This is a genomic window from Streptomyces sp. NBC_00029 (genome assembly GCF_045160505.1).
Classification (GTDB): domain Bacteria; phylum Actinomycetota; class Actinomycetes; order Streptomycetales; family Streptomycetaceae; genus Streptomyces.
The window spans coordinates 7,684,926-7,710,226 of sequence record NZ_CP108292.1; the positions used below are offsets into that span (position 1 = coordinate 7,684,926).

Consider the following 25,301-nt stretch of genomic DNA (forward strand, 5'->3'; position numbering starts at 1 on the left):
GTTCGGGGGTGACGTCCCCCTCCCCAGTGAGTTGGAGGCGACGTGTACGACAGGGGGAGCGGATCGTCGAATCCCTCCGAGCAGACCGTGGAACTCCTGGCGGCAGCCGGCAGGGCCGTGGAGACGCTGGTGGCCGAGCGTATCGGTGTGCGCGGGTCGAGCCCCCTCCACCAGTCGGTCCTCAAGGCGCTCGCCGATCTGGGGCCGCACGCCCACCTCGATCTCGCCACGCAGACAGAGGCGCCGCTGGATGATGTCGTGCGGGTGATCGATGAGCTCATGGAGCAGGGCCTGGTCCACGCGATGGTTGTCAACATCGGTGGCCGGCATGAGGTGGTGACGCTCACGGAAGCCGGTACTGAGGCCCTGGCGGCCACAGTGGATGACGTGAAGAGCCTGCAGGACGCTCTGCTGGCCTCGATCACGAAGGGTGAGCGCGCACAGCTGCACTACCTGCTGCGGCGGGTGTACACGACTGCCACCCGTGCCGATGGGCTGCGCTCGGTTTCGCCCTGAAGGCGCAGGCGGCCAAGGCGGAGACGACCGCGCCGGTGGCCGTGGCGAGCACCCGTACGATGAGCGCATGACCTTCGCCGCGAAGCCGCTGGGACGACGCCCTGCCGGGCGGGGCTTCCTGCTGCTCGTCCTCGCGGTGCTGGCCGGTGTCCTGGGCATGCACGCCCTGGCCCCGAGCCCCCTGCCGACGGCGCACGCCGGTAGCGGGCACACCATGGTCATGGCTCATACGGAGGCCGACCCGGACGCGGCGGGCGACTGCTCGCACCCGGCCGGTGGATCGGATCATCTCGATCACGCGGACGGAACGTGCGCCGCCGCCGGGGTGAGCTCCTCCTACGCCCCGCCCGCGCTGAGCGCCGCGTTCGGTGGTGTTCCCGCTGCTGTTGTGCAGGCTGGGGCGGCGCCGGAGGCGCCGGTGAGTACGCGGGCGCCACCCGACCTTTCCGAGCTGCAACTCCTGCGGATATAGAGCGGCCCACACGGCATCTGCCGGTCCGGTGACCGGTGAGCGATGCCGTGCCCCGGCACGCCCTGTTCCGTACGCGCGCACGTCCTGACCGTAGGACTGCGCATCAAGGAGTCGCACCCACATGAACCGCAACCGTTCCCTCGTCCGCCGTACCGCCGCCGTCGGGGCCGTCGCAACGGCCGCCCTCGTGCTGGCCGCATGCGGCAGCACCGACAGCCCGGCCGGTCACGGAGGCCACGCTTCCGCCTCGCCGTCGGCTTCGGCCTCCGCCGCACAGGGCCAGCACAACGCGGCCGATGCCGCGTTCGCCAAGGGGATGATCCCTCACCACAGGCAGGCCATTGAGATGGCCGACCTCGCCCCGACCCGTGCGGACTCCGCCGAGGTCAAGCAGCTCGCCGAGGAGATCAAGAAGGCCCAGGACCCGGAGATCAAGACGCTCTCCGGTTGGCTGGCTTCCTGGGGCGAGCAGGTGCCCGCCGAGGGTGCCATGGACCACTCCATGCACGGCGCGGGCGGCGGCATGATGACCGCCGAGGAGATGGAGAACCTGAGGAATGCCTCGGGCAAGGCGTTCGACACCGCTTTCATGGAGCTGATGATCAAGCACCACGAGGGTGCGGTCGCCATGGCCAAGACGGAGCAGAAGGACGGCTCCTACCAGCCCGCCAAGGACATGGCCGACGCCATCGTCACCTCCCAGACCGCCGAGATCGCCCGGATGAACGGGCTCCTCGGCAAGGACTGACTCTCACGAGCAAGAGGCGGGGCGGGCGGGCGTCGCACCCGGCGCCCGCCCGCCCGGTACGCCTGGGCTCTCTCCCACCGTGCCCACCGTGCCCACCGGGGCGGACCGACGGAGGCCGACGGCACGGGCTTGTCGGTACGGGTCACGGACGGCCGGCGGTGTGATTCGTCGTGGTTCGAACCGATCTGTACGGGCGCGGGATCAAAGCCACCAGTTGGTACCGGACGGACCGCGACCGCGACCGCAACCGGCTCGTGCGACACCGGGTCCTTGCCCGGCCCGCATCTGACAGGCTCAGTCGCCCGCGGTGTCCTTCCGGACGGCGGTGACCAGCCACGAGCTGCTGCGCAGCCACACGGCCCCGGCGTTTTCGTAGGGGCGCAGCGCGTCGATCAGTGCCTGTCGGGCCTGCTCCTGGGCATCGGGTGCGACCTGGCCGAGCAGGTGGCGGCCAGGGCCGGAGTCGATCAGGAAGGCCGAGGCGTCCTCGGCATCCTTACCCCAGTTGCCGGCGGCTTCCACCCGCTCCGCGCGGGCGTTCCCGAAGCCGGCGGAGGTCAGGAGGGCGAGCGTGTGGTCGGGGTCGGTCAACGAGAACATGCCCGGTGCGCCGGGCGTGCCGAAGTCTCCGAGCGGCAGGATGCCGTCCAGCGAGGCCAGCGCCCGGAGCCACTCGTTGGCCCCGGCTTCTGCCGCGCAGATGAACGCCAGCCGGCCGCCCGGGCGCAGCGCGCCGCGGATGTTGGCGAAGGCGCCGACAGGGTCTGCGAAGAAGGGTCATGCCGTAGCGGCTGACGGCCGCATCGAATGCCCCGGGGTCGAACGGGTGGACCTGTGCGTCGCCTTGGACGAAGGACACGTTGTGCACTCCTTCGCGTGCCGCACTCGCCCTGGCCCGCTCGAGCATCGGACCCGACAGATCCACTCCCATGGCCCGCCCCCCGCCGCATCGCTGTGCCGCCAGGCGGGTCGTGCGGCCGGCTCCGCAGCCGATGTCGAGCACCTGGTCGGTGTCCCGGATGCCGGCGGCGTCGAGCAACGGCTGGTTGAAGCCGTCGTTGATGGCGTCCCAGCGTTCCTGACTACGGGCCCACTGTGCTCCTTCGTAGCCGTTCCATGCCTCGGCCTGCGTCGTGTTGGTGATTCGGCCCATGGGTGAACTCCCTCCCGTCCGTGCGCAGTACGGCGCCCGGACCCTTAGTATGGGCAAGTGCCCAAACGGTATGGGCGATCGCCCGTACTGGCAATGGGCTTGAGGGAAGGGGCTGTTGTGTCACCTCGTGGAGTCGCGATTCCGGATCTGCGTGAGCGGTTGTTCGCGGCGGCGGAACGGGTGGTGGCGCGAGACGGTGCGGCGGGCCTCACGAGTCGCTCCGTCACGGCTGAGGCGGACTGCGGCAAGGGCGTCCTGCACGCGCACTTCGCGGGCCTGGACGAGTTCGTTGCCGAGCTGGTCCTGGACCGGTTCGCGCGCGGTGCCCGCCAAGCCGAGGCGCTGGACGCGAAGGTGGGGCAGGCCACGGCTGCGGCCAATCTCCAGGAAGTCGTCCTTGCCTTGCTGGATGCCCTGCCCCCGGCGGTGGTGGGTCTCTCGCTGACACGCCCGGCGGCCGCGCTGCGTACCAGGGAAGGTTTCCAGGCGGGAGCGCCCGCGTTCGATGCGATCCAGCACGCCTTTGTCGCCTACCTGCAGGCGGAGCAGCGTGGCGGCCGGATCGCCGCGGACGCCGACGTCGCCACGATCGCGCTGGCGCTGGTCGGCACGATGCATCACCTGCTGATGACGCGCGTTCCCGGCCGCAGCGAGGAGCCGGAAGTGATCGTAGGGCGACTACTGGCCGTACTGCTGGGTGGCGCCGGGCAGCCGCCAACGGCGTGAGCGTCGGATTGGGTGTCGCTGCACGTCCCGCAGCCAGGTACGGCTCGGTGGGGTCCAGGGGGCGGCGTAACGCACTGTGCGACTGGACCCACCGCTACCTCGGCCACATCGAGGCCTCCCGCCACCGCTTCGGCACCTGACGGGCGGAGCCCCGCGCCCGAAGCCGTCCGCCGCACGCATCCGGCAGCCGCGTTGGGGCCGTTGAGGGCGGGCGGCCGGGCTTGTGCGGCACTATGCCGGGCTGCGCGGCGGTAGCCGTTGTGTGATCCGGTCGAACAAGTCCGTCAGCGGCTCGCTGATGTCCTGGCCGAAGTCGGTCAACCCGTAAGTGACCTGAGGCGGCGTCGTCGGCTCGACCTCCCGCCAGACCAGGCCGTCCTGCACCAGCGCGCGCAGGGTCTGAGCCAGCATCTTCTCGCTGATGCCCTGGATGCCGTCGCGCAGTTCGTAGAACCGAAGGTCATTGCTCCGCAAGGAGATCAGAACCCAGATGCCCCACCTGCTGGTCACATGGTCGACCACGTCACGCGCGGGGCAGTCGGTGTGAAACACCTCACGCCCATGGTTCGTCGCGACCGGTTTCAGCTGCGCGCCTTCCCTCATGTCAGGAGCTTACCTCTGGGTATGTCCTTACGGAAAGTAAGCCCAGCTCCTAGCGTCCATCACGGAAGCGCACGACGAATCAGGAGCTGAACATGATCGTGGTAACCGGGGCTACCGGGAATGTGGGCCGACCGTTGACGCAGGCCCTGACAGAGGCGGGCGAGCAGGTGACGGCGGTGTCGCGGCACCGGGCGGAGCTGCCGGAGGAGGTCCGGCACCTGTCGGCCGACCTGGCCGAACCAGCCGCTCTCACAGCCGCGTTGACCGGGGCGAAGGCGCTCTTCCTCCTGCTCTCCGGCAACCTGCACGCCCCCCGAGCCAGGCCGACCGACATCATCCGCCTTGCCGCGTCCAGTGGCGTCCGCCGGGTCGTGCTGCTGTCCTCGCAGGGCGTGGCGACCAGGCCGCTCGGTCCGTCGCGGGTCGCGATGCGCACGGTGGAAGACGCGTTGCGGGACTCCGGAATGGACTGGGTCGTCCTGCGGCCGGGAGGGTTCGCCTCCAACGCCTTCGCCTGGGCCGAGTCCGTCCGCACGCAAGGAACGGTCGCCGCGCCCTTCGGCGATGTAGGGGTTCCGGTCGTCGATCCGGCGGACATCGCCGAGGTCGCGGCGGCCTGCCTGCTGGACAATCGGCACACCGGCGCGGTGTACGAGCTGACCGGGCCGGAAGTGATCACGCCGCGTCAGCAGGCGGAGGCGATCGCAGCCGCGCTCGGCTCGCCCGTACGGTTCCGCGAACTCACCCGCGAGGAGGCCAAGGCCACGATGGCCCGGTTCGTGCCGATCGAACTCGCCGACGACACCCTGGACATCATCTCTGCTCCGAACCCGGCCGAACTGCGGATCAGCCCGGACGTGGAAGGAGTCATCGGCCGTGTCCCGCGCTCCTTCAACGACTGGGTTGCCCGCCATGTCGCCGCATTCCGCTGACGCGGAACTCTCATGAACGGGCGCGCCAGTTGACCTCGAGGTGGACCGACTCGACCTTGTCGAAGGCGCTGGTCCCGGTGTCCATGCCCGCGATGAACGCTGCGTGTGACCAGGCGTCGAAGTTGCCGAACACGAAAGGGAGTTCCAGGCAGTGCGGGGAGCCCAGCCGGCCGTCTTGGGCGGGGGTGGGGCAGTCGAACTCGTCGGCACAGGCCGGGCGGCCACCGGCTGCCCGCGCTTGCGCGAACGCCAGGGTGGGCTTCCTGGCCAGCTCGTCGGTGTTCAGGTCGATGAGGACGTCGACCGGCCGTGCGCCCGGGCGGGCGGCCTCGTAGGCGGCGTACGCTTCGGCGCCTTCGCCGAACGACGCGGCGGCCGCCTCATCGACCGGAGTCCGACGATCCAGCCCGGTGAAAGCCCGCCCAGTGCGGGGGCCCTATGTCTTTGGTCAAGGCGGTCGGGTGGCAGTGTGGCTGTCATGAGTGATGACGTGCCTGTTCGGGAGTCGGCGGGCGAGGCGAGGGCACGCGGTGGTGCGACTCTTGCGGTCATCCGGGCGTGCTGCTTTCCGCCCTCCCCGGCGTTCCCCGAATCCGACTACCCTCGGCTTCTGCCTGGCCGCTGCGACGGCCTGGCGGTGGAGATCTCTCGCCTTCACTCGAGTGCGTGACGCTTCGTGGCGCACCTTCTTGTCGTAGTAGGCCCGCGATGCCGGGGCCCCCAGGGCCGCGAAAGCGGAGAGGAAGGAAGCCCGTTTGAGCTGCTCGTTTCCCCGTCTGGAGGTCCTAGTACTCCAGCTGTAGATCGTGATCTTGCTGGTGGGGCCTGCAAGGGAACGGGCGCGGCCGCCGTTGATCATCGTCGATGTGGACTGACGACGAGACGGTGGCCACTCCACAGCGTAGAACCTGCACGTTCACTGTCGGCCGGCATGCCGCCGGGCACCGCAAGCGGTCCGGACCTGCCCTCGGACCGGACCGCTCACCGCGTGCTACTCCTCGCTAGGCTGCTTGGCCCGCCGGGTGGAAGTTGATGCGTTCACGGATGACGGGGAAGCCAGCCTTGGCGAAGTTTGCGGCCATGGGGAAGTTGGCCTGGTCCGTCGCTCCGCTGACGAACTCCGCGCCCTGCTCGACGAGGAGGTGGGTGCACTCCGCGAGGAGGTCGTAGGCGTAGCCGCGACCGCGCTGTTCCGGGACGACTCCGACGAAGCCGATCGTCGGGCCGGAGGGGTTGTGGGCCGGGATGTGGATGCCGGCCAGGTCGCCCTCCGGCGTGTGTGCGATCTGCCACCATTCCCGTGGGGAGGGGCACCAGTTGAAGAAGTCGAGTTCCTCCTGGGCGGCCTGGTCGAGGCCGCCCTCCTCGATGGCCCTGAGCGCGTGGGCGTCCAGAGTGGCGGAGTGGATGCGGCGCAACGCGTCGAAGAACACGGTGTCGTCGGGTTCGGCGCTGAAGCGCAGGCGTCCGGGCCGCTCGGGCAGACCTCGCTCGGGGGTCCAGCGGTACAGGAAGCGTTCCACCAGGAGCTCGTACCCTGCGGCTCGTGCGGCGGCGAAGCGCGCCTCGGCTCCGGCGCGCAGGTAGGTCTTTTCCCGCCAGCCGCCGGGCAGGTTGATCTCGAGTTCGACTTGCCAGGGAGCGGAGCGCAGGAGTTCGGCCCCGGCCTCCTCCTCGCCCTCGGCCACGTCGAACCAGTTGATGTTGACGGGCTCCGAGTCGTCGGGGCCGCCCCACCACGCACCGCGTGCGACGACCTCGCCGTCGCGCAGGGCGACGCGCTTCCAGTCGGGGCGGAACCGGGTACGTCGGTGGCCTTCACCGGCGCCGAGGGGGTCGGGGTGTGCGTCGAAAAGATGTGCGTCGCTCGCGGAGAGCGCGCGGATGACCGTATCGGTCATGGATTCCTCCGGGATACAGGCTGCTTGGAGCGCTCCCGGTCAGAACTGACGAACTACGCCGGGATAGCGGAAGAGGGAGCGCTGGAAAGGTGTGAACTGCACGGCACTCGCCTCCTTCCATCCATCTCAGGGCGTGAAGCCACACGGTACGTGATCTTCCGCGGGTCCGTCCACGGATTTCCGCGCCCCTTGAAGGAGGGGTTCGCGGGACGATGCAGAGCGCCCTCAAAGGCCCGCGGGGCCGTAGGAGGACTGTAGTACTCCAGCTGTGTGGATTGTGATCTTGCTGGTGGGGCCGGTACGGGAACAGATGCGGCCGCCGTTGATCATCGTGGGTGTGTGGACTGACAACGAGACGGTGCCCACTGGTCACAGCATAGATCCGCGCGTTGGCGGGAGGCGTTTGAGGTGGCCATGGGGCGCATCGCGGGCCGGTTCGCCCGCTATGAACCTCGCCTACGGGCCGGGCGGTTGGTGCTGGGCCTGCTGTCGGACCTGCCGCGCAAGAACTGCTGGACGATCGCGGAGTGGGCCGGCGAGGCAACCCCGCACGGCATGCAGCACCTGCTGTGCCGGGCGTCCTGGAACGCTGATGCCGTCCGCGACGACGTCCGAGAATACGTCGTCGAGCACCTCCACGACGATGCGGCGGCGCTGGTCGTCGACGAGACCGGCGACGTGACCGGGAGCTGTACGTCCCGCGCTTCTGGACGGGCGACCCGGACCGCTGCCGGGCGGCAGGGCTCGGTGAGGAAACCGTCTTCGCGACCAAGCCGGAGCTGGCCCGCACGATGATCGAACGGTTCATGGGATGCCGGACACCGCGTGGACTGGGTCACCGGTGACGAGGTCTATGGCGGCAACCCGAAACTGCGATCCGCCCTGGAGGAAACGCCGCATGGGCTATGTCCTCGCGGTGGCCTGCTCGGCCGAAGTGACCACCGGTGCGGGCACGTTCCGCGCTGATGCCCTGGCCCGGAAGCGGTCCTAGGACTGGGCGGTCATCGACCTGGCCGATCCCTGCCCGGGTCACCGCCAGCTGCTGATCCGCCGCGACCGCACCTGCGGCGAACTCGCCCACTACCGCTGCTACTCGCCGGATCCGGTGCCGCTGACGACGATGGTGCGGGTCGCGGGATCGAGAGGGCGGGTCGAGGAGACCTTCCAGAGCGAGAAAGGGCTGGCCGGCCTCGATGAGCACCAGGTCCGCCTCTACCCCTCCTGGATCTTCCTCGCGGTGGTCCGTGCGAACGAACACGCCCGACAGTCCACCTCTGACGACTTGGTCCCGCTGTCCTGCAACGAGATCCAGCGCTTGTTCATCACCCTCGCCATCCGGCCTCTCCGCGATGCGGCCCACCGGCTCGGCTGGTCCGACTGGCGACGCCGCCGTCAAAAGCGATCACGCATCAGCCATTACCAGCGACAAGCCGCATCCCAGACATGAAGATCACGATCTACAGCTGGAGTACTGGCAGCCTCCGGCGGCGTGTACTGCTCCTGGCGCACGGTCGGACACTGAGCCATCACGTCGGCCACTCGGTTCGTCCGTCGTCCGCTTCCGTCTCGCCCCCGCGATCGGGGAGCCTGGGATGGTGGTCACCGGCGGTGGCCCTGGCCGCCATCTCGGCCAGCAGCATGCAGGCTCGCGCGATCTCTTTCTGGGTCTGGTCGCGCTGGCTGACGGCAGCCGCGACCAGCAGCGCGGTCAGCGAGGAAGCACCGTTGAACGCTTGCAGGGTGATCATGTTGGTGAGCAGATCATGACCGGCGAACGGGCCTGAGCCACGGGCAGCGGCGACGATGGCGAAGGTCGACACGGACAGGGCGCAGAGCGCAGCCCCGGCCAGCTGGAAGCGGAAGGCCGCCCAGATCAGCAGCGGGAAGCCGAGGAACATGAGCGTCGTACTGCTGGTCTCGAGGAAGCCGACGCAGACCGTGGCTGCCAGAAGCAGCAGTCCCTCCGCCCAACGGGACGGCCGCGCACCTTTCGGCCAACGCGCGAAGCGGAGAACGAGCAGGACGGGCGTCACCACCAGTACCCCCATCGCGTCGCCCGTCCACCAGACCGACCAGGTGGGCCAGAATTTCTCGGTGCTCAGCGCGCCGGCGAGGGCCAGGGTCCCGCTGCCCACCGTCGCGCTGATCAGCATCCCGGTGAGCGCACCGAGGAAGATCAGCCCCAGCGCATCCTGCAAACGGTCCAGTTCCGTACGGAAGCCCGTACGGCGGAGCAGCGCGTACGAGCAGACGGGCGCGAGGGTATTGCCCGCCACGATCGCGAGCACGGCCGGGATCGATGGGCCGAGCGGGACGTTGACCAGGAAGGCACCCAGCGCGATCCCGGGCCAGACCCGCAGACCGCGCAAGAGCAGGCTCGCCACGGCGATACCGGTCGGCGGCCACAGGGGGGTGACCTGGCCCCCCACCAGTTGCTGGACCAGTCCCAGCGCGGCTGAGCCGTAGTACAGCCCGGCAACGACGCAGATCTCCAGGGCGGCCAAGCCGGCCTGTCGGAGCCGCTCAGGCCGCGCTGCAGTCATCAGGCGGCACCTCCGCATCAATCGGCCCGATTCCATCATCCGCCGGATCTCTCGGATCCTCCATGGCACTGGTGAGATGGACGCGGACACGGGGATCAGAGGTGCGGGGTGCGCAGGGCGAGGATGGCCAGGTCGTCATGACCGTCGCTGGGGTGGTGATCGGCCAGAGCCTGAACGAACTCCTGCAGGGGCAGGGCGGCGTACATCGTGGCGAGATCGGTGAGCCGGTTGAGACGCTCGTCGATGGGGTGCTCAGGATGTTCGACCAGCCCGTCCGTGAAGAAGACCACGGTGGCGTCCGGGGCAGGAAGCGGGAATGGTCGGGGCGGGGCTGCTCGGGGTCGACCCCGAGCGGTACGCCGGGCTCGGCGAAAAGGTACTCTGCCGGGCGCCCAGGGGCGATCAGCAGGGGTGGGACGTGGCCCGCGCTGCTCCAGTGGAGTCGCCACCCCGGTTCCTCGGGTTCGATGCGTGCCAGGGTCGTGGTGGTGACGGGATTGCTCGTGATGGCGTGCAGGGTGCGGTCGAGCTGGGTAAGGATGGCGCTGGGCGGATTGCTCTGGTCGAACAGCAGAGCCCGCAGCATGTTGCGGGTGGAGGCCATGGAGGCCGCGGCCTTCAGGTCGTGACCGACCACGTCGCCGATGACGAGCGCCACGACGTTGTCGGCCAGTGGGATGGCGTCGTACCAGTCCCCACCGAGCTGACTGGGCTCGGCAGCGGGCCGGTAGATGGCGGCGGCGGCGAAAGGCCGCAGGTCCGGCAGGGTCGGCAGCAGAAGCCGTTGGAACTGCTCGGCGCCGAGGCGAACCCGTTCGAACAGGCGTACCTTCTCGATCGCGATTCCCGCGGCACTGGCCAGGGCAAGGACGACGTTCTCGTCGTGGACGTCGAAGGGATGTCCATCGCGCCGCTCGGAGAGGTAGAGGTCACCGTAGATCGCGCCGCGGACGCTGATGGCGACGCCGAGCAAGGTGTGCATGTGCGGGTGGCCGGCCGGAAACCCGACGGACGACGGATGGGCCGGGATGCTGTCGACCCGCAGGGGTTCGGGGTGGTGGATCAGGTGCCCGAGGACCCCCAGGCCTCGGGGCAAACCGGTCTCGGCCAGATCGGCGCGTTCCTGTTCGGACAGGCCGGCGGTGATGAACTGCTCCAGATGGTCGCCGGACTCGCTGAGTACGCCCAGTGCCCCGTAGCGAGCGCCGACCAAGTCCATGGCGGTGGTCACGATGCGGTGCAGCACGTCGGGCAGCTCCACCTCCCGGCTGATGGACACCACCGCGTCCAGCAGGCCCTGCAGCCGGTCCATGGCGGCCAGCAGGGAGCGGAGTTGCTCATCGATCCTGGCCAACTCGGTGCGCAGACGTACGTGCAGGTCGGGAAGGTGCGGTTGCTGCCCCCGGTGTTCGCCTTCCTCGTTTCCTGCCATCACGAGCGACCGGTGTCAGGATCGCTCCGCTTCCGCACCGACGTCCTCGGGTCTGCCCGCGGGGCACGATGGATCCGCTCGAACAGCCCCTCACCTGAGCGGTGCATTCCGGTCTCCTGACACGACCCTGGTCAATCGGGACCACAGCGTGGCACGGCGATACAGGCAAAACGGCCATTACGCCGAAGGCGGCATGCCCCTGCTGGTGCGCCGCCGCAGTCGGTCGCGCGGTGTCCGAGTCGCAGGCCCTGGCGGGCCGGGCCCTCCGAACTCGGGGCCGATGGCGAACGACCTCCTGCCGACGTACGGCGGCGCGGGGATACTGAAGGTAGGCCGACTGCTCAACCTCCGGTCTCTGGTCTCTGATCGCTCTGGGTAGTCGCCGCGGCAATGCCCGCTGTGCGGTCCGTTCGGCAGGTGGAGCAGGTCGAGCAGGTCGAAGGGTGGCAGTGATGGACGCACCGGCGCCGGGATCGGGCGAGGTGCCCGAGGACCCGTTCGAGCTGCACAACTCCGTCTCGGCGGTCCTGGACGACCACGGCAGGGTCGTCGGCTGGAGCGAGCGCGCACAGGAGCACCTCGGCTACCTGCCCGATGAGGTGCTGGGTCGTATGGCCTTGGAATTGTTGGTCGACTCTCGTGACCATGGGATGGTCCGGGACGCAGCGGCCGAGTGCGCGCGCGACCGGGGCTGGTCCGGCGTCCTGCCCGTCCTGCACCGCGACGGGCGGCGGGTGGAGCTGGGCTTCCGCGTCCGCGCCGTCATCCGCGCCGGCTCGACCCGTGAGTGGTTCCTCGTCGTCGCCCCGGCGGAGGAAGTGCTGCGGTGGGAGACGGACCGGTCGGTCCTGGACGGTCTCTTCCGGCGCTCCCCGATCGGCCTGTCCGTCCACGCCCCCGATCTGAGCATCCTGCGCATCAACCGGGCGCTGGCCCGGTTCACGCAACTTCCCGCGGCGGAGATCCGGAGCCGGCGCATCGGCGACTTCCTCATCGGTCCGGACCTGAAGACCATCGAAACCCGGCTGCGCCGGGTGCTGGATACCGGCGCCCCCCTGATCTTCACCGAGCAGCCCTGTCGCCTGAGAAGCGACCCCGACCACGAGCGGGTGGTGTCGGTGTCGGCGTTTCGGATGGAGGACCCCTCCGGCGGGATCCTCGGAGTCACCCAACTGGTGGAGGACGTCACCGACCGCTACCGGGCCCGGCGGCGGCTCGCCCTGCTCAACCAGGCGAGCGCCCGCATCGGGACCACACTGGATCTCGGCAAGACCACCCGGGAGCTGGCCGACGTCGCCGTCCCCGACCTCGCGGACGCCGTCTCGGTGGATCTGCTGGATTCGGTCGCCCGAGGCGATGAGACCACCGAGGAGGCGAGCGGTCCGGTCCGCAGGATGGCCGTGCACTCGGTCGTGGCAGAGGCGCTGCGGGTGATGTACCCCGCCGGAGAGGTCTTCCGCTTCGACCCGCGCACCCCGCAGGCCAGGTGCCTCGCCGAGCAGCAGCCCATCCTCGAACCTGTGCTCCAGAGCAGTCCCGGCTGGTATTTTCAGGATCCGGAGCGCACGCAGCGCGCCCTCGATCTCCGCGCTCACTCACTGATCGTCGTACCGCTGACGGCCCGCGGTCTGCTCCTCGGCCTGCTCAGCCTGTGGCGGGCCCAGCGGCCGGAGCCGTTCGAGGAGGACGACCTCACGCTCGCAGAGGAGTTCGCCGCGCGGGCCGCCCTGTGCATCGACAACGCCCGCCGCTACACCCAGCAGCATCAGGCCGCTCTGACCTTGCAGCGCAGCCTGCTGCCGCAGGAGTTGCCCGAACACAGCGCGGTCGAGGTCGCGCACCTGTATCTGCCGGCCGATCCGGCCGCCGGCGTCGGCGGCGACTGGTTCGATGTCATCCCCCTTTCCGGAGCACGCGTTGCCCTCGTCGTCGGCGATGTCGTCGGTCATGGTCTGCACGCCGCGGCCACCATGGGCCGCCTCCGCACGGCCGTGCACACCCTGGCCGGCCTCGACTACGCTCCGGACGAGCTCCTCTCCCACCTGGATGACCTGGTCAACCGCCTGGCAGCTGAGCAGGAGCCTGCCGACGGACGCTCGCGGGGCCGGCAGATCGTCGGCGCGACGTGCCTCTACGCGGTCTACGATCCCACCTCCCGGCGCTGCACCCTGGCCCGGGCGGGTCACCTGCCACCCGCCGTGGTGACCTCCGACGGCAAGGTGACCCTGCCCGACCTTCCCGAGGGGCCTCCGCTGGGCCTGGGCGGACTCCCGTTCGAGTCCGCCGAATTGGAACTCGCCGAGGGAAGTCTGCTGGCGCTGTACACGGACGGCCTGGTCGAGGCCCGTGGCCTCGACCTCGACGAGGGACTCGAGCGGCTGCGAGAAGCCCTGTCCCGCCCCGGCCGCTCGCTGGAGGAGACCTGCACGGACGTGCAGAACGCCCTGCTGCCGGATCACCCGCCCGATGACGTAGCACTGCTCCTCGCCCGCACCCGCGTGCTGGCGCCGGAGCAGGTCGCCTCTTGGGAACTGCCCGCGGAGCCGACCTCCGCCGCCCGGGCACGGCACCTGGCAGACACCACACTGACCGGGTGGGGCCTGGGGGAGCTGGCCTTCACCGCCGAACTGGTCGTCAGTGAACTGGTCACCAACGCCTACCGGTACGGCGGCGGTACCCCGGTGACCCTGCGGCTCATCCGCGACCGCAGCCTGATCTGCGAGGTCTCCGACAGCAGCAGCACCGCTCCCCACCTACGACGGGCGCGCACCACCGATGAGGGCGGGCGCGGCCTCTTCCTGGTGGCCCAGCTCACCGAACGGTGGGGCACCCGCTACACCCGGGACGGCAAGACCGTCTGGACAGAGTTCCCCCTCGGCACAGCGGCGGAGGGACACTCGGCGGCTGTGGCGAACCCTGCGCTCGACGGGTGACGCCAGGACTGTATGCGCTCACTGTCCACGGGGTGCCGTGGCGGTGATGGATCGGTCGCGGCTTTCCCCCCGCCCGGTGGCGCTTCATCGCCGGTGTTGCAGGTGCTCATTCAGGCCACCCCGCCATGTCAGCCGGTGTCGGGCTCGCCCTGCCGTACGGAGTCGTGGGCGGCCAGTGCGGCGTGCAGCGTCAGCAGGTCGGCGCCCCGGGCCGCGTCCAGTCCGGTGAGCTCCGTCGCCTTGCGCAGGCGGTAGTCCACCGTGTTGGGGTGTACCTGGAGCCGGGCGGCGGCCCGGCGTCGGTCGAGGCCACAGGAGAGGAAGGTGCGCAACGTGTCGAGCAGTTCCGGGCGCCCGGCCAGTGGGCCCAGCAGCGCGGCGAGCCCGTCCCTGGCCCGGCTCGGGCGGCTCAGCTGGTACTCCAGCAGCACATCGTCGAGCAGGTAGAGTCCGGGCCCTCGACCGGATGCCTGGGCCACCCGCCGTACTTCACCGACCATCCGGGCGGCGTCCGCGACGGAGTCCGGTGCGGCAGCGGCAGCTGCCACCAGCAGCTCCGCGCCGCAGATCCGACCGAGCTGCTCGACGAGCCGGGTGAGCCGCTCCCGGTCCGCGGCGGCGAAGTCGGCGGCCGGCGTCTCGTACGGGATCAACACCAGCCCCCCGTCGCCGGACAGCACGGACAGCGGGACACCCGGTGTCTGGCGCTGCAATTCGTTGCGCAGCCGCCGGAGTTTGCGGCGAGCGGCAACAGAGTGGTTCACGCCGGGCCGCAGCTCATCCGGGTGCGGTCCCATGGCGATGCTCAGGGCGAGGTACGTGGGGGGCAGCCGGATGCCTGCACGGTCGGCCGCGGCCTGCGGGTCGCCGCCCTCCATCAGCCGGGACAGCAGGGACTGCCGGGCGACCTGCTCGTCACCGAGGGCCGCCTGCCGCTCCTGCACGTACCCTGCCGCGACCGCGCAGCTCACCTGTCGGAGGTAGCCGAGCAGTCGGCGCTGGACCAGCAGCACGTCCGGCAGGTCGCCCGGCTCGGCCGTCGCAAGGATCTGGGCCGCGCACTCCTCCGCACCGAAGTGGTAGGCGCCCACGACGGCTTCCAGCGGCACGCCCTCGTCGGCGCGTCGAGCCGACGACTCGCTGATCCTCGCCAACTCGGCCTCCTCCGGCAGCTCGCCGTGGCGCAGCACCCGGATGAAGGCCCGGATTCCACGGTCCACCTCCTTGGTGATCTCACCGTGGAGCTGTTCCGAGGGCAGTGCTCCGTAGGCGGGCAGCTGCTCGACGAGCCGGGCCGTCACCGCCGGCGCCAGGGCCGGCGCGGCGGCCAGAAGCCGCTTGTGAACCGGGACGCCGCCGAACTGCGGCCCCACCGCGCTTTCCGCGGGTTTGGATGCGGTCACAATGCACCTCGCGAATCTCTGTTGTGCGACCCGGAGACATGGCCCCGCCGCGACCCCATGCTGGTTTCCGGGACGTTACTTACTAGTTGGTAACACGCCTGCCCGGTGGATCACCAGACGCGTTCGGACCCAGACCGCATCCTCCACCGGATCCCCACGCCCCCACCCGCACCGGAGGACCGCCGTGCCCGTGCAACAGCCGCCGCGCGCCCCCGCCCGATCACGCCGCCGCCCTGCCGGGGCCGCCTGCGCCACCTGATCCGGGCGCATTCCGCGGACCGGAACCCGAGCACACGTCAGGCCCGGCGCGCGGCTGCCGATGGAACGCCACGACGGCGCCATCAGTGCCGCCCACCGACACCCTTCATCTCCGAGAAGTCCAGCGTTCCCATTCCACGATTCGGGGGAGTCATGCCCAGAAACACTGTTCGTCTCCTGGCCACCGCCCTTGTCGCCGCGATGGTCGTGACCGCCGCTCCTGCGGCAACGGCCGCCGCGGTCACGCCGTCGAGTGCCGGCGCGAGCGACCCCTTCTACACCTACACCGGCAGCGAGCCCCTGTCCTCGTTCGCGCCGGGCACCGTGCTGAAGACTCGGACGCTGCAGTACCACCTCGTGGGCCTTCCCACGTCGCTCAGGGCGATCCAACTGCTCTATCGCACGACCGACGCCCAGGGCCGTCCGTCCGCCAACGTGACCACGGTGGTGCGCAGCCTGACGGGCGACGGCAGCAAGGCGGTGTCCTACCAGTCGTTCTACGACTCGCTCAACCCCGAGGACGGTCCGTCCCGGGCCATCGCCGGTGACCTCACCCTGGGCGGCGTCATTGCGAATGCCGAGGCCGTCTTCATGGCTCCGCTGCTGCTGCAGGGCTACGACCTCGTCATCCCGGACACCGAGGGACAGACCGCCAACTTCGCGGCCGGCCCCGAGTACGCGACCAACACGCTGGACTCGATCCGTGCCGCGACCCGGTCCGCGGAGACCGGCATGGACGCCGACACCAGGTTCGGCCTGATGGGATACTCCGGCGGCGCCATCGCGACCAACTGGGCGGCCGCGCTCGCACCCTCCTACGCGCCCGAGGTCAACGGCAAGCTGGTGGGTTTCGCCGAGGGCGGTCTGCTCGTGGATCCGGCGCACAACCTCAAGTACGTCGACGGCTCCCTCGTGTGGTCGGGTGTCATCCCCATGGCGGTCATCGGCGTCTCCCGGTCGTACGACATCGACCTCAAGCCCTACCTGAACGCCTACGGCCTGGAGGTGTACAAGAAGCTGGAGCACGGGTCGATCGTCGACGCGCTGGGCCACTACCCTGGCCTGACCTGGAAGAAGATGGCGAAGCCGCAGTACTCCGACCCGAATTCGGTGCCTGCCTTCGTCCAGGCGGTGAACAGGATCAACCTCGGCTCGGCACCCACCCCCACCATCCCGGGGTTCATCGCGCAGGGCAACGGGGGAGTCCTGGAAGGAACCTTCAGCAACCGCCCGGGCATCGGCACCGGTGACGGGGTCATGGTCGCCGGAGACGTGCGGACGCTCGCCCGCCAGTACTGCGGAGCCGGCAACGGATCGATCAAGTACCAGCAGTTCGACCTGCTCAGTCACGTCGCCGTGCCCGTCGTCTGGGCGCCCGTCGCGATGGGCTGGCTGAACGACCGTTTCGCAGGCGGCAACGCCCCGTCCGACTGCGGCCGCATCCCCGCAGGCAACTCGCTGGCACCGGAGAGTCCGGTGCCTGCCTCCTGATGCGCCCTGGGCACTCCGGGCCCCGCCGCACCCGCTTCCGCGGCGGGGCGGCATCGCAGCGGGCGCAGGATGCGCGGCGGCAGGAGCGGTTGCTGCAGGAGCAGTGGCGTGCCGCCCGTCCGCAGGCCCTGCGGTGAGTAGCGTCCGGCTGCGACCTCCTCTTCGGCCGGGCCGAACTGCGCCAGCCCCAGCCGGCCGCCTGATCCCACCCGCTCGCCCTTCGCGCAGCAGGCCCGGGACCCGACCTCCATGGGGCAGGCCCGACAAGGTCCAGCCGCAGGCGGCCACTCCGGCACTCCGATCAGCCGCCCCGGCTCGGAGCGGACGCTCCCCGCGTCACGCTCCTGCAGCCGCCGGACGGACTCATTGCGGCGGTTGGTTTCGGAGATCCTTCAGGCGTGCGATGTCATCGTGGACCGACTCCTGCTCCTCGGCGGTGAGGTGGACCGCAGCGGCCTCATCGAGGGCGGTCGTCATGGTCTCCCTGTCGCCCAGGCGGCCGGCGGTATCCGCTCGCAGGACCAGGAGGCGGACCAGTTGCACCGGGGTGGGTCGTTCGCCCTCCATGCGGAGGGCGCGATCGATGATCCTTGCGGCGCCGCTCGGGTCGTCCTTCGAGTCCGCGAAGAGGGACGCCATGTGGAGAGCGCGGGCGAAGGTCTCGTCCGGGGCGGGTCGGTGGTGTTGGTCCGCGCTCGTCGGCTGCCCGACACGGATGCAGTTGCCGCCCGGATCGGTCATGAGGAACTGCCGCACGCCGTACGACATGTCCTTCAGCGGCCCGATGCGTGGCAGCCCGCGGGTCGGGACCCTCCCGTACGCCGACCTGAGGCCGGTCCGGAAGGCATCGTGCAGGCCGTCGACGTCATCGGTCACCACGTAGCACGTGCTGACCGACTGGGTCGGCTCGTACTGCTTCAGGCCGAAGAACTGGAGCTCGATGCCTCCTCGTTCCACGACCGCGTAGGGATTGGGGCTCCGTTGCTGAAAGGTCACCTCGAAGCCGAGCGCGAGGTAGAAGTCGAGGACGGGCTGGAGGGTGCGGCACGGCAGGATCGGAATCGTCTTCTCGGTCATACGGCCACTCTAGTCAACTTTGACTAGAGTGGGGAGCGGATATGGGTGATCCGATCGCCCGGGCGTCGAATGGCCGGTGAGGGTCGGCGGCTCGCGGCGGAGGCCGACCTTCCCGAGGTGCTGCCCCTTGTGACTGCGCGCTTCAGCCGGCGGATGCGTGGTTGAGTCGGCGGCCCTGGCGTCGAAGGTGGCGGACAGGGTGGCCGTCCGGTCCGGCTGCTGCAATCCTCCGTGTGCGCCCCGCTCTCGGGGCGCACACGGGTGAGGAAACGCTCGTGCGATACGGACTTCGTACTGCCTTCGGGGCTGCGGTACCGCTGGTCACGGCTTCGACGGGCTGCTCGGGTGGAGACGGGAGCTCTGCGGTGCCGTCGCCGCGTGGAGGCCGCGCGGGCCGGACCGACCCGGGCCTGTTCGGGAGGAGGGTCCGCCCCGACCCAGCCGGCCACGGCTGCCGGGGCGATCCCGGCCGGTCCGGCGGTGAGGGTCTTGCTCGCGCGCTGCGTCCCGGGGGCGACGTCCAGCACGGCGGACGAGAGCCGGCATCCGATCGGTACCTGCACCAGTACGGGATGCAGAGGGTGCCCGAGCGGCCTGCCGCGCAGCAGATCAGGCATCCCGCCCGGGGGAGCGCGCGGGATGCCCCGCTGGAGCACCCTGATCGCCGGGTCGGCCACCGCGGCCCGTTCGAGCCGGTCCAGCGCGGTCAGCCGCCGGGTCGAGGCAGCGCCGGGTACCGCGGTCCGCCCGGCCGAGGCGCCGGGGGTGTGCGAGTTCATACTCGACGCCTGCCCGGTGTCACGCCGCGATCCCGCTCCGGCCAGGGCCGGCACCCGAACGACGCGCCTCCCGGCCGGGCGCTCGCGCGGGCGTGTCCTTGCCCCCGGATCTCGGCTGTCCGGCGCGGTCAAGTCCTCGCGTCGGGCGGCCACGTGCGCCCCCGGCCGCTGACACTTCAGGCGGTCGCCGCCAACCCGCCCTTCTCGTGCGCCTCAGGCGTTCGGCCTGGCGGCGATCTCGGCGATCAGGCCCTCGATGAGGCCCTTGATCTCGTCGCGGATGGGGCGGACCGCCTCGACGCCCTGGCCGGCCGGGTCCTCGAGCTGCCAGTCGAGGTAGGTCTTGCCGGGGAAGTACGGGCAGGCGTCGCCGCAGCCCATCGTGATGATGTAGTCGGACGCCTGGGCGGCCTCGGGGGTGAGGATCTTCGGCTTCTGGTCGGAGATGTCGATGCCCAGCTCGGCCATGGCGGCGACGGCGGACGGGTTGACCTGCTCGCCGGGCACGGACCCGGCGGAGCGGACCTCGACGCGGTCGCCGGCGAGGTGGCGCAGGAACCCGGCCGCCATCTGGGAGCGGCCGGCGTTGTGGATGCAGACGAACAGGACGGAGGCGGCAGGGGTGGAGGACATCGGTGCTTCCTTGGGGTGAGGCGACTGCGGTGGGGAGCTGTGGGGCTTCAGGGGGCGAGCCGGGTGCGCAGCTCGGAGATGCGGACGTCGGTGGCGTCGTGGATGCCGTGGATGCCGTGGGCGACGGCGATCGGCGCCCCGTCGGGGTCGGCCACGGGCCGGTCGAGGTGGCGGCGGCCGGGCATGGCGGGACGGGCGGCCCCGGCGGACAGGCGTTCGTCCGGCAGGAGGGGCGAGGAAGGCAAGGGCACGGCGATCCCGTTCAAAGGAGCCAAAAGGATCAGCTGGGGCTGGTATCAGCTCCAGCTGATGTGACAGTATCAGTCCATGATGACGTCAGTCGACACTGATCTGTTCCGGGTTCTGGCCGACCCGCTCAGGCTCCGGATCGTGACCCTGCTCGCCCGTGAGACCCTCTGCACCACCCACCTCGTGGAGGAGACGGGCGCCAAGCAGACGAACCTCTCCAACCACATGAAGGTGCTGCGGGAAGCGGGGGTCGTGGAGACGGAGCCATGCGGCCGGTACATCTACTACCGCCTGCGCCCGGAAGTCATCGAAGCCCTCGCCGGTCAGTTCGCCGACCTCGCCCGGACCGCGCGTGCCACCGCAGAAGCGAACCGCAAGCGGTCCTGCCCATAACCTTCCGCGCTTTGCCTCACCTTCCCGAGGAGAACCAGCCTTGACCGCCACCGAGCCCGTCGGCACCCCGATACCTGCCGACGAGCCCCAGCCCGCACCCGGCGCGACGCCGCCCCGCACCCCGCTGATCGCCCGCGCCGCCGCCGAGCTGGTCGGTACCGCGGCCCTCGTGGCGGTCGTCGTCGGCTCGGGAATCCAGGCCACGAAGCTCACCCAGGACGTGGCCCTGCAGCTGCTGGCCAACTCCACCGCCACGGTCTTCGGGCTCGGCGTCCTCATCGCTCTCCTCGGCCCGGTCTCCGGCGCGCACTTCAACCCCGCCGTGACGCTGGCCGAGTGGTGGACCGCCCGCCGAGGCGGCGCCGGCGTCACCGCCCGTGAGCTGGCCGTGTATGTGCCCTCGCAGATCGTCGGCGCCATCGCGGGCGCCGTCCTCGCGGACGCAATGTTCGGTGAGCCGCTGGTCAAGTGGTCCACCCACGACCGCTCCGCCGGGAACCTCCTCCTCGGCGAGGTGATCGCCACGGCCGGGTTGATCCTGCTGATCTTCGGCCTGGCGCGAACCGACCGCCTCCGCTTCGCGCCCGTCGCTGTCGCCTCGTACATCGGCGCCGCGTACTGGTTCACCTCCTCCACCTCTTTCGCCAACCCGGCCGTCACCATCGGCCGCGCCTTCACCGATACGTTCGCGGGCATCGCCCCGGGCTCGGTGCCCGGCTTCATCGGCATGCAGCTGATCGGCGCCGCGGTGGGCCTGGCCCTGGTAGCGGTCATCTTCATGCGCCCCAGGACTCACGACGGAACGCCCTCGGCATGACGCGGCGCGCGGACGTGGTGGTGATCGGCGGCGGCCAAGCAGGGCTCGCCGCCGGATACCACCTGCGCCGTCTGGGCATCGAGCACGTCATCCTCGACGCCCAGACGGCGCCCGGCGGAGCCTGGCAGCACACCTGGGACTCCCTGCGCCTCTTCTCCCCGGCGCAGTACTCCTCCCTGCCCGGACGGCTCATGCCCTCTCGGCCGGGCGAGCTCTACCCGGACGGCGCCCACGTCGTCGACTACCTCACCGACTACGAGAAGCGGTACGCGCTCCCCGTTCAGCGCGGCACCCGGGTCGACAGCGTGCACCGCGACGGGCCCGGCCTACGGGTCGAGACGTGCTCCGGATCGTGGACGGCCCGGGCGGTCATCAGCGCCACCGGAACGTGGACCCGCCCCTTCCTGCCCACCGTCCCCGGCCGGCGGGACTATCAGGGCCGCCAGCTGCACACCGTGCAGTACCGCAGCCCGTCCGGGTTCGCCGGGCAGCGCGTGGTCGTGGTGGGCGGGGGCAACTCCGGCGCGCAGATCGCCGCCGACCTCGCCCACGCCGGGGTCGATCCGACCTGGGTGGCCCAGCGCCCGCCCCGCTACCTCGCCGACGACATCGACGGCCGCGCCCTCTTCGACCACGCGACCGCCCGCCGTCGCGCCCTCGACGAAGGCCGCACCGACGCCGGCGGCGTCGCCTCCCTCGGCGACATCGTGGCCGTCCCGCCCGTACGCGCCGCCCGCGACGCCGGACTCCTCAGCGCCCGACCGATGTTCACCCGCCTCACCACGACCGGGGTCGAGTGGGCCGACGGCACCCGGGCCGAGGCGGACACGGTCATCTGGTGCACCGGCTTCCGCCCTGCCCTTGCCCCCTTCGCCTCGCTGCGCCTGCGCGGGAGCCGTGGCCGCATCGCGATGGACGGCACCCGCACCGCGGACGAACCCCGCCTGCACCTGCTCGGCTACGGCGACTGGACCGGCCCCGCTTCAGCCACCCTCATCGGCGTCGGCCGCCCCGCCAGGGATGCGGCCCGGGAGATCGCTCGCTTCCTCGAGTGTGCACCGGACCGCCGACACCGAAACCGCGTACCGGGCAGTCAGCCCGCCACGGAACTGCGGCGCTCCAGCAGTACGACGTTGCGCCAGACCCCGTGATGGCGGCCGATGCGCTCACGCGTGCCGATGATGCGGAAACCGGCTCGTGCGTGGACGGCGAGGCTGGCGGTGTTCTCGGGAAAGATCCCTGACTGGATGGTCCAGATCCCGGCTGCCTCGGTCGAGGCGGCCAGTGCGTCCAGCAGCGTGCGGGCGACGCCGCGGCCGCGGGCGTCGGGGTGGACGTAGACGGAGTGCTCGACCACGCCCGCGTACGCGCACCGGTCCGAGACCGCGCTCGCCGCGACCCAGCCCAGCACCCGGCCGTCGTCGTCGAGGGCGACGAAGCGGTGGTCGGGCAGCTTGGCCTTGTCGAACGCGGCCCACTCGGGGGCCTTCGTCTCGAAGGTGGCGTTGCCCTCGTCGATCCCCGACCGGTAGATGCCCAGCACCTGCTCGGCGTGCTCGGGGAGCAGCGCCTCGATCCGCACGCCGGTCACGCCGGTCACGCTGTCTTCGCGGCGCCGGCCAGCAGCGCGCCCATGGCGGCGAGCACGGACGGCTCGACCCGGTAGTACACCCACGTACCCCGGCGCTCGGAGGACAGCAGCCCGGCCTCTTTGAGCTTCTTCAGATGGTGGGAGACGGTGGGCTGGGAGACACCGACGTCGGAGATGTCGCACACGCACGCCTCCCCGCCCTCGTGGGAGGCGACAGCGGAGAACAGTCGCAGGCGCACGGGGTCACCGAGGGCCTTGAACATCTTCGCCGCGACCTCGGCCTCCTCGGCCGACATCGGGCGCTCGTTCAGAGGCGGGCAGCAGGCCGCGACGACGTCGGGCTCCAGCAGCGGCAGAACCTTCACATTCGACATACGTCTATGTTGACACACATCGAACCAAGAGGGCAGGGGGTCGGCTGCGGGTCAGGTGGGAGGCCGGAGGGCGGGCCGTCCGGGCGGCGCTCCGGCCGGCGACCTCGCCCCCGGTGCGGGTAGGTCGTCTCTTTCGGATCTTGCTCCCCCAGCTACCGCTGGGAGGTGCCCCCAGGCCCGCGTCGCCCGGCACCGCACCTCGCCGCGTTGTCGGAGCACCGCAGTACGTCCAGTACAACGGCACTCCTCCGCCTTGCGATGCACGGCACCGGGCGACGCGGGCCCGACCGACAAGATCCAAAAGAGACGACCTGGCGGTCCAGGTCCCCGCCGAACGGCATGCCGGGCGGTGCGCCGAACCGGGTCGGGGAGAACAAGGGTCGGGCTGTCGTAGTAGTACGGCCATGAGCCCGGCCCCCGGTCCGGCGCCTCCGGCGCCACCGGCTTCGGTCCTGCCCTGGCCGGCGCACGCGCCGCGGCCGGCCCCGGCTGCCCGCCCCCGATGACGACGGCTTCCACGTGTTCCGCAGCAGCCTCCAAGAATTAGATGAATGTCTATGTTGACGTCTATCGATACAAGTGCCATGCTGATCACGCAAGCCATAGACGAACTTCGAAACAAAAGGGAGTTGTCATGAACGAGTGGACCACCGCCACCAGCCCGAACCGCGCCGCGACGACGGGCTCCTGTTGCGGCACCGCCCCCGCGCAGCCCGCCGCCGAGGTGGCGCCCGCCCAGTCCTCACCCTGCTGCGGCAGCAGCGAGGGCGCGGAAGCAGCCGGAGCCTGCTGCGAACCGCAGGCCAAGCGCGAGGCCGTCGCCACCGGCGCCGGCTGCTGCTGACCACGTAGAGCCCTCGCCCACCCGCCCATCCGCCCACCTGCACTAAGACCCGGAGACATGTCATGAGTGAGACCACCACCGAGCTGCCCGTCGTCGTCATCGGGGCCGGCCCTGCCGGACTCGCGGCAGCAGCCCACCTCCTCGACCGCGACATCACCCCCCTCGTCCTGGAAGCCGGCCCGCTCGCCGGGGCCGCGGTGCGCGAGTGGGCTCACGTACGGCTGTTCTCCCGCTGGGGCGAGCTCGTCGACCCGGCCGCCGAGAAGCTCCTGGCCCCGACCGGCTGGACCAAGCCCGCCGAGGACACCTACCCCTCAGGCGGTGACTGGGCCGAGCGCTACCTTCAGCCGCTGGCCGACGTGCTCGGCGAGCAGGTCCGCTACGGCGCGCGCGTCACCGGCGTCTCCCGCACCGGCCGCGACCGCGTCGTCGATGCCGAACGGGACGCGCAGCCCTTCGTCGTCCACTACGAGAACGCCGACGGCCGCGAGCAGCGCCTCTTCGCCCGCGCCGTCATCGACGCCTCCGGCACCTGGTCCACCCCCAGCCCCGCCGGCGGCAGCGGAATCGCCGCCCTCGGCGAGAAGGCCGCCGCCGACCGCATCACCTACCGCGTTCCGGACCTGAAGGACCCCGCCGTCCGCGCCCGCTACGCCGGGAAGCGCACTGCGGTCATCGGCTCCGGCGCCTCCGCCTTCACGGCCCTCGCCTACCTCGCCGACCTCGCCAAGTCCGAGGACGGCCGGGGGACTCACGCCACGTGGATCCTGCGCCGCGGGATCTCCGGCTCGACCTTCGGCGGCGGCGCGGCCGACCAGCTGCCCGCCCGCGGAGCCCTCGGCCTGGCGGCCAAGGCAGCCGTCGACGGCGGCTACGCCGACGCCGTCACCGGCTTCCGCACCGACACCATCGAGAAGACCGGCGACGGCCGCGTCGCCCTGGTGGGCGAGGACGGCCGCCGCCTGGACCCGGTCGACGAGATCATCGTCCTCACCGGCCTCCGCCCCGACCTGTCCTTCCTGGACGAGCTGCGCCTGGGCCTGGACGAGCGGCTCCAGGCGCCGGTGGAGCTGGCGCCGCTGATCGACCCGAACCAGCACTCCTGCGGCACCGTCTACCCCCACGGCGTGAACGAGCTCTCCCACCCGGAGAAGGACGTCTACCTCGTCGGCATGAAGTCCTACGGACGCGCCCCCACCTTCCTCGCCATGACCGGCTACGAGCAGGTCCGCTCCGTCGCCGCCCACCTCGCCGGCGACCAGGAAGCCGCCGAGCGCGTCGAACTCACCCTCCCCGAAACCGGGGTGTGCGGGGGCGCCGGCCTCTTCGACGAGCCCGCAGCCGCGGAAGAGACCGGTGGCGGGTGCTGCGCGGCCCCGGCCACCCTCACCATCGGCGCAGCTCCCGCTCCCGCTTCGACCGGCGGCTGCTGA

24 protein-coding genes and 2 pseudogenes are annotated in these 25,301 nt (G+C 70.7%); 14 read left to right on the forward strand and 12 right to left on the reverse strand.

Going from position 1 to position 25,301, the window contains the following annotated elements:
- The first annotated feature begins 42 nt into the window (after window positions 1-42).
- From OG753_RS35445 to OG753_RS35455, 3 genes are all read left to right on the forward strand, one after another.
- Window positions 43-516, forward strand: coding sequence for a MarR family winged helix-turn-helix transcriptional regulator (locus OG753_RS35445; protein WP_405791438.1), 474 nt, complete (start codon window positions 43-45; stop codon window positions 514-516).
- A gap of 67 nt (window positions 517-583) precedes the next feature.
- Window positions 584-988, forward strand: a complete 405-nt coding sequence (locus OG753_RS35450) for a DUF6153 family protein (protein WP_327265879.1) — start codon at window positions 584-586, stop codon at window positions 986-988.
- Window positions 989-1,109: 121 nt separating this feature from the next.
- Entirely contained in the window at window positions 1,110-1,736 is a 627-nt protein-coding gene (locus tag OG753_RS35455) for a DUF305 domain-containing protein (RefSeq protein ID WP_405791439.1), read from the forward strand.
- A 294-nt stretch (window positions 1,737-2,030) separates the two neighbouring features.
- On the opposite strand, the pseudogene OG753_RS35460 reads toward OG753_RS35455, so the two are convergent.
- Window positions 2,031-2,889 (reverse strand): annotated as a pseudogene (locus OG753_RS35460) (class I SAM-dependent methyltransferase).
- 117 nt (window positions 2,890-3,006) lie between these two features.
- Here OG753_RS35460 and OG753_RS35465 point away from each other — a divergent pair.
- Window positions 3,007-3,615 (forward strand): TetR/AcrR family transcriptional regulator, encoded by a 609-nt coding sequence (locus OG753_RS35465; RefSeq protein ID WP_405791440.1) that lies wholly within the window; start codon window positions 3,007-3,009, stop codon window positions 3,613-3,615.
- Between the two features lie 231 nt (window positions 3,616-3,846).
- Here OG753_RS35465 and OG753_RS35470 read toward each other — a convergent pair whose 3' ends face one another.
- Window positions 3,847-4,218 carry a helix-turn-helix domain-containing protein gene (locus OG753_RS35470; RefSeq protein ID WP_327265882.1) on the reverse strand — a complete coding sequence of 124 codons (372 nt, stop codon included), beginning with the start codon at window positions 4,216-4,218 and terminating at the stop codon, window positions 3,847-3,849.
- 92 nt (window positions 4,219-4,310) lie between these two features.
- On the opposite strand from OG753_RS35470, the gene OG753_RS35475 reads away from it, so the two are divergent.
- Window positions 4,311-5,150, forward strand: coding sequence for an SDR family oxidoreductase (locus OG753_RS35475; RefSeq protein ID WP_405791441.1), 840 nt, complete (start codon window positions 4,311-4,313; stop codon window positions 5,148-5,150).
- 10 nt (window positions 5,151-5,160) lie between these two features.
- On the opposite strand, the gene OG753_RS35480 is transcribed toward OG753_RS35475, so the two are convergent.
- Together OG753_RS35480 and OG753_RS35485 are read right to left on the reverse strand one after the other, a co-directional pair.
- Complete coding sequence (locus tag OG753_RS35480; protein WP_405791442.1) at window positions 5,161-5,283, reverse strand: hypothetical protein; 123 nt, start codon at window positions 5,281-5,283, stop codon at window positions 5,161-5,163.
- A gap of 868 nt (window positions 5,284-6,151) precedes the next feature.
- The gene (locus tag OG753_RS35485) at window positions 6,152-7,051 is read right to left on the reverse strand and encodes a GNAT family N-acetyltransferase (protein ID WP_327265884.1); all 900 of its coding nucleotides are present in this window, start codon (window positions 7,049-7,051) and stop codon (window positions 6,152-6,154) included.
- Window positions 7,052-7,465: 414 nt separating this feature from the next.
- Here OG753_RS35485 and OG753_RS35490 point away from each other — a divergent pair, with 414 nt between their 5' ends.
- Window positions 7,466-7,846 (forward strand): transposase, encoded by a 381-nt coding sequence (locus OG753_RS35490; protein ID WP_405791443.1) that lies wholly within the window; start codon window positions 7,466-7,468, stop codon window positions 7,844-7,846.
- Between the two features lie 310 nt (window positions 7,847-8,156).
- The gene (locus tag OG753_RS35495) at window positions 8,157-8,498 is read left to right on the forward strand and encodes a hypothetical protein (protein ID WP_405791444.1); all 342 of its coding nucleotides are present in this window, start codon (window positions 8,157-8,159) and stop codon (window positions 8,496-8,498) included.
- 79 nt (window positions 8,499-8,577) lie between these two features.
- Here the strand turns inward: OG753_RS35495 and OG753_RS35500 are convergent, their stop codons facing one another.
- Together OG753_RS35500 and OG753_RS35505 are read right to left on the reverse strand one after the other, a co-directional pair.
- Window positions 8,578-9,594, reverse strand: coding sequence for an MASE1 domain-containing protein (locus tag OG753_RS35500; protein ID WP_327265885.1), 1,017 nt, complete (start codon window positions 9,592-9,594; stop codon window positions 8,578-8,580).
- 95 nt (window positions 9,595-9,689) lie between these two features.
- A pseudogene (locus tag OG753_RS35505) lies at window positions 9,690-11,026 on the reverse strand (PP2C family protein-serine/threonine phosphatase).
- Window positions 11,027-11,478: 452 nt separating this feature from the next.
- Here OG753_RS35505 and OG753_RS35510 point away from each other — a divergent pair.
- On the forward strand, window positions 11,479-13,959 hold the full coding sequence (locus tag OG753_RS35510; RefSeq protein ID WP_405791445.1) for a SpoIIE family protein phosphatase: 2,481 nt from the start codon (window positions 11,479-11,481) through the stop codon (window positions 13,957-13,959).
- 128 nt (window positions 13,960-14,087) lie between these two features.
- Here OG753_RS35510 and OG753_RS35515 read toward each other — a convergent pair whose 3' ends face one another.
- On the reverse strand, window positions 14,088-15,362 hold the full coding sequence (locus OG753_RS35515; protein ID WP_405791446.1) for a PucR family transcriptional regulator: 1,275 nt from the start codon (window positions 15,360-15,362) through the stop codon (window positions 14,088-14,090).
- Between the two features lie 411 nt (window positions 15,363-15,773).
- Between OG753_RS35515 and OG753_RS35520 the strand changes: the two genes are divergently transcribed.
- A complete protein-coding gene (locus OG753_RS35520; protein WP_405791447.1) occupies window positions 15,774-17,111 on the forward strand; it encodes a lipase family protein in 1,338 nt (445 codons plus the stop codon).
- Between the two features lie 363 nt (window positions 17,112-17,474).
- On the opposite strand, the gene OG753_RS35525 is transcribed toward OG753_RS35520, so the two are convergent.
- The 3 genes from OG753_RS35525 to OG753_RS35535 all read right to left on the reverse strand — a co-directional run bounded on the left by OG753_RS35525 (window position 17,475) and on the right by OG753_RS35535 (window position 19,845).
- A complete protein-coding gene (locus OG753_RS35525; RefSeq protein ID WP_327265890.1) occupies window positions 17,475-18,188 on the reverse strand; it encodes a VOC family protein in 714 nt (237 codons plus the stop codon).
- Window positions 18,189-19,180: 992 nt separating this feature from the next.
- A complete protein-coding gene (locus OG753_RS35530) occupies window positions 19,181-19,600 on the reverse strand; it encodes an arsenate reductase ArsC (RefSeq protein ID WP_327265892.1) in 420 nt (139 codons plus the stop codon).
- Window positions 19,601-19,647: 47 nt separating this feature from the next.
- The gene (locus tag OG753_RS35535) at window positions 19,648-19,845 is read right to left on the reverse strand and encodes a hypothetical protein (protein WP_327265893.1); all 198 of its coding nucleotides are present in this window, start codon (window positions 19,843-19,845) and stop codon (window positions 19,648-19,650) included.
- Between the two features lie 82 nt (window positions 19,846-19,927).
- Between OG753_RS35535 and OG753_RS35540 the strand changes: the two genes are divergently transcribed.
- From OG753_RS35540 to OG753_RS35550, 3 genes are read left to right on the forward strand one after another with little or no spacing between them, the layout of a single operon-like run.
- Window positions 19,928-20,242 carry a metalloregulator ArsR/SmtB family transcription factor gene (locus OG753_RS35540; RefSeq protein WP_327265894.1) on the forward strand — a complete coding sequence of 105 codons (315 nt, stop codon included), beginning with the start codon at window positions 19,928-19,930 and terminating at the stop codon, window positions 20,240-20,242.
- Window positions 20,243-20,282: 40 nt separating this feature from the next.
- Complete coding sequence (locus OG753_RS35545; RefSeq protein ID WP_405791448.1) at window positions 20,283-21,059, forward strand: aquaporin; 777 nt, start codon at window positions 20,283-20,285, stop codon at window positions 21,057-21,059.
- Window positions 21,056-22,210: an ArsO family NAD(P)H-dependent flavin-containing monooxygenase gene (locus OG753_RS35550; protein ID WP_405791449.1), complete on the forward strand. Its 1,155-nt coding sequence runs from the start codon at window positions 21,056-21,058 to the stop codon at window positions 22,208-22,210. The genes OG753_RS35545 and OG753_RS35550 overlap by 4 nt, the downstream gene beginning before the upstream one ends.
- Here the strand turns inward: OG753_RS35550 and OG753_RS35555 are convergent.
- Both OG753_RS35555 and OG753_RS35560 read right to left on the reverse strand, forming a co-directional pair.
- Window positions 22,153-22,650 carry an N-acetyltransferase family protein gene (locus OG753_RS35555; RefSeq protein ID WP_327267029.1) on the reverse strand — a complete coding sequence of 166 codons (498 nt, stop codon included), beginning with the start codon at window positions 22,648-22,650 and terminating at the stop codon, window positions 22,153-22,155. The genes OG753_RS35550 and OG753_RS35555 overlap by 58 nt on opposite strands.
- Before the next feature lie 5 nt (window positions 22,651-22,655).
- Complete coding sequence (locus tag OG753_RS35560) at window positions 22,656-23,024, reverse strand: helix-turn-helix transcriptional regulator (protein ID WP_030724816.1); 369 nt, start codon at window positions 23,022-23,024, stop codon at window positions 22,656-22,658.
- Between the two features lie 634 nt (window positions 23,025-23,658).
- Between OG753_RS35560 and OG753_RS35565 the strand changes: the two genes are divergently transcribed.
- Both OG753_RS35565 and OG753_RS35570 read left to right on the forward strand, forming a co-directional pair.
- Complete coding sequence (locus OG753_RS35565) at window positions 23,659-23,868, forward strand: hypothetical protein (protein ID WP_327265897.1); 210 nt, start codon at window positions 23,659-23,661, stop codon at window positions 23,866-23,868.
- A 62-nt stretch (window positions 23,869-23,930) separates the two neighbouring features.
- Complete coding sequence (locus OG753_RS35570) at window positions 23,931-25,301, forward strand: NAD(P)-binding domain-containing protein (RefSeq protein ID WP_405791450.1); 1,371 nt, start codon at window positions 23,931-23,933, stop codon at window positions 25,299-25,301.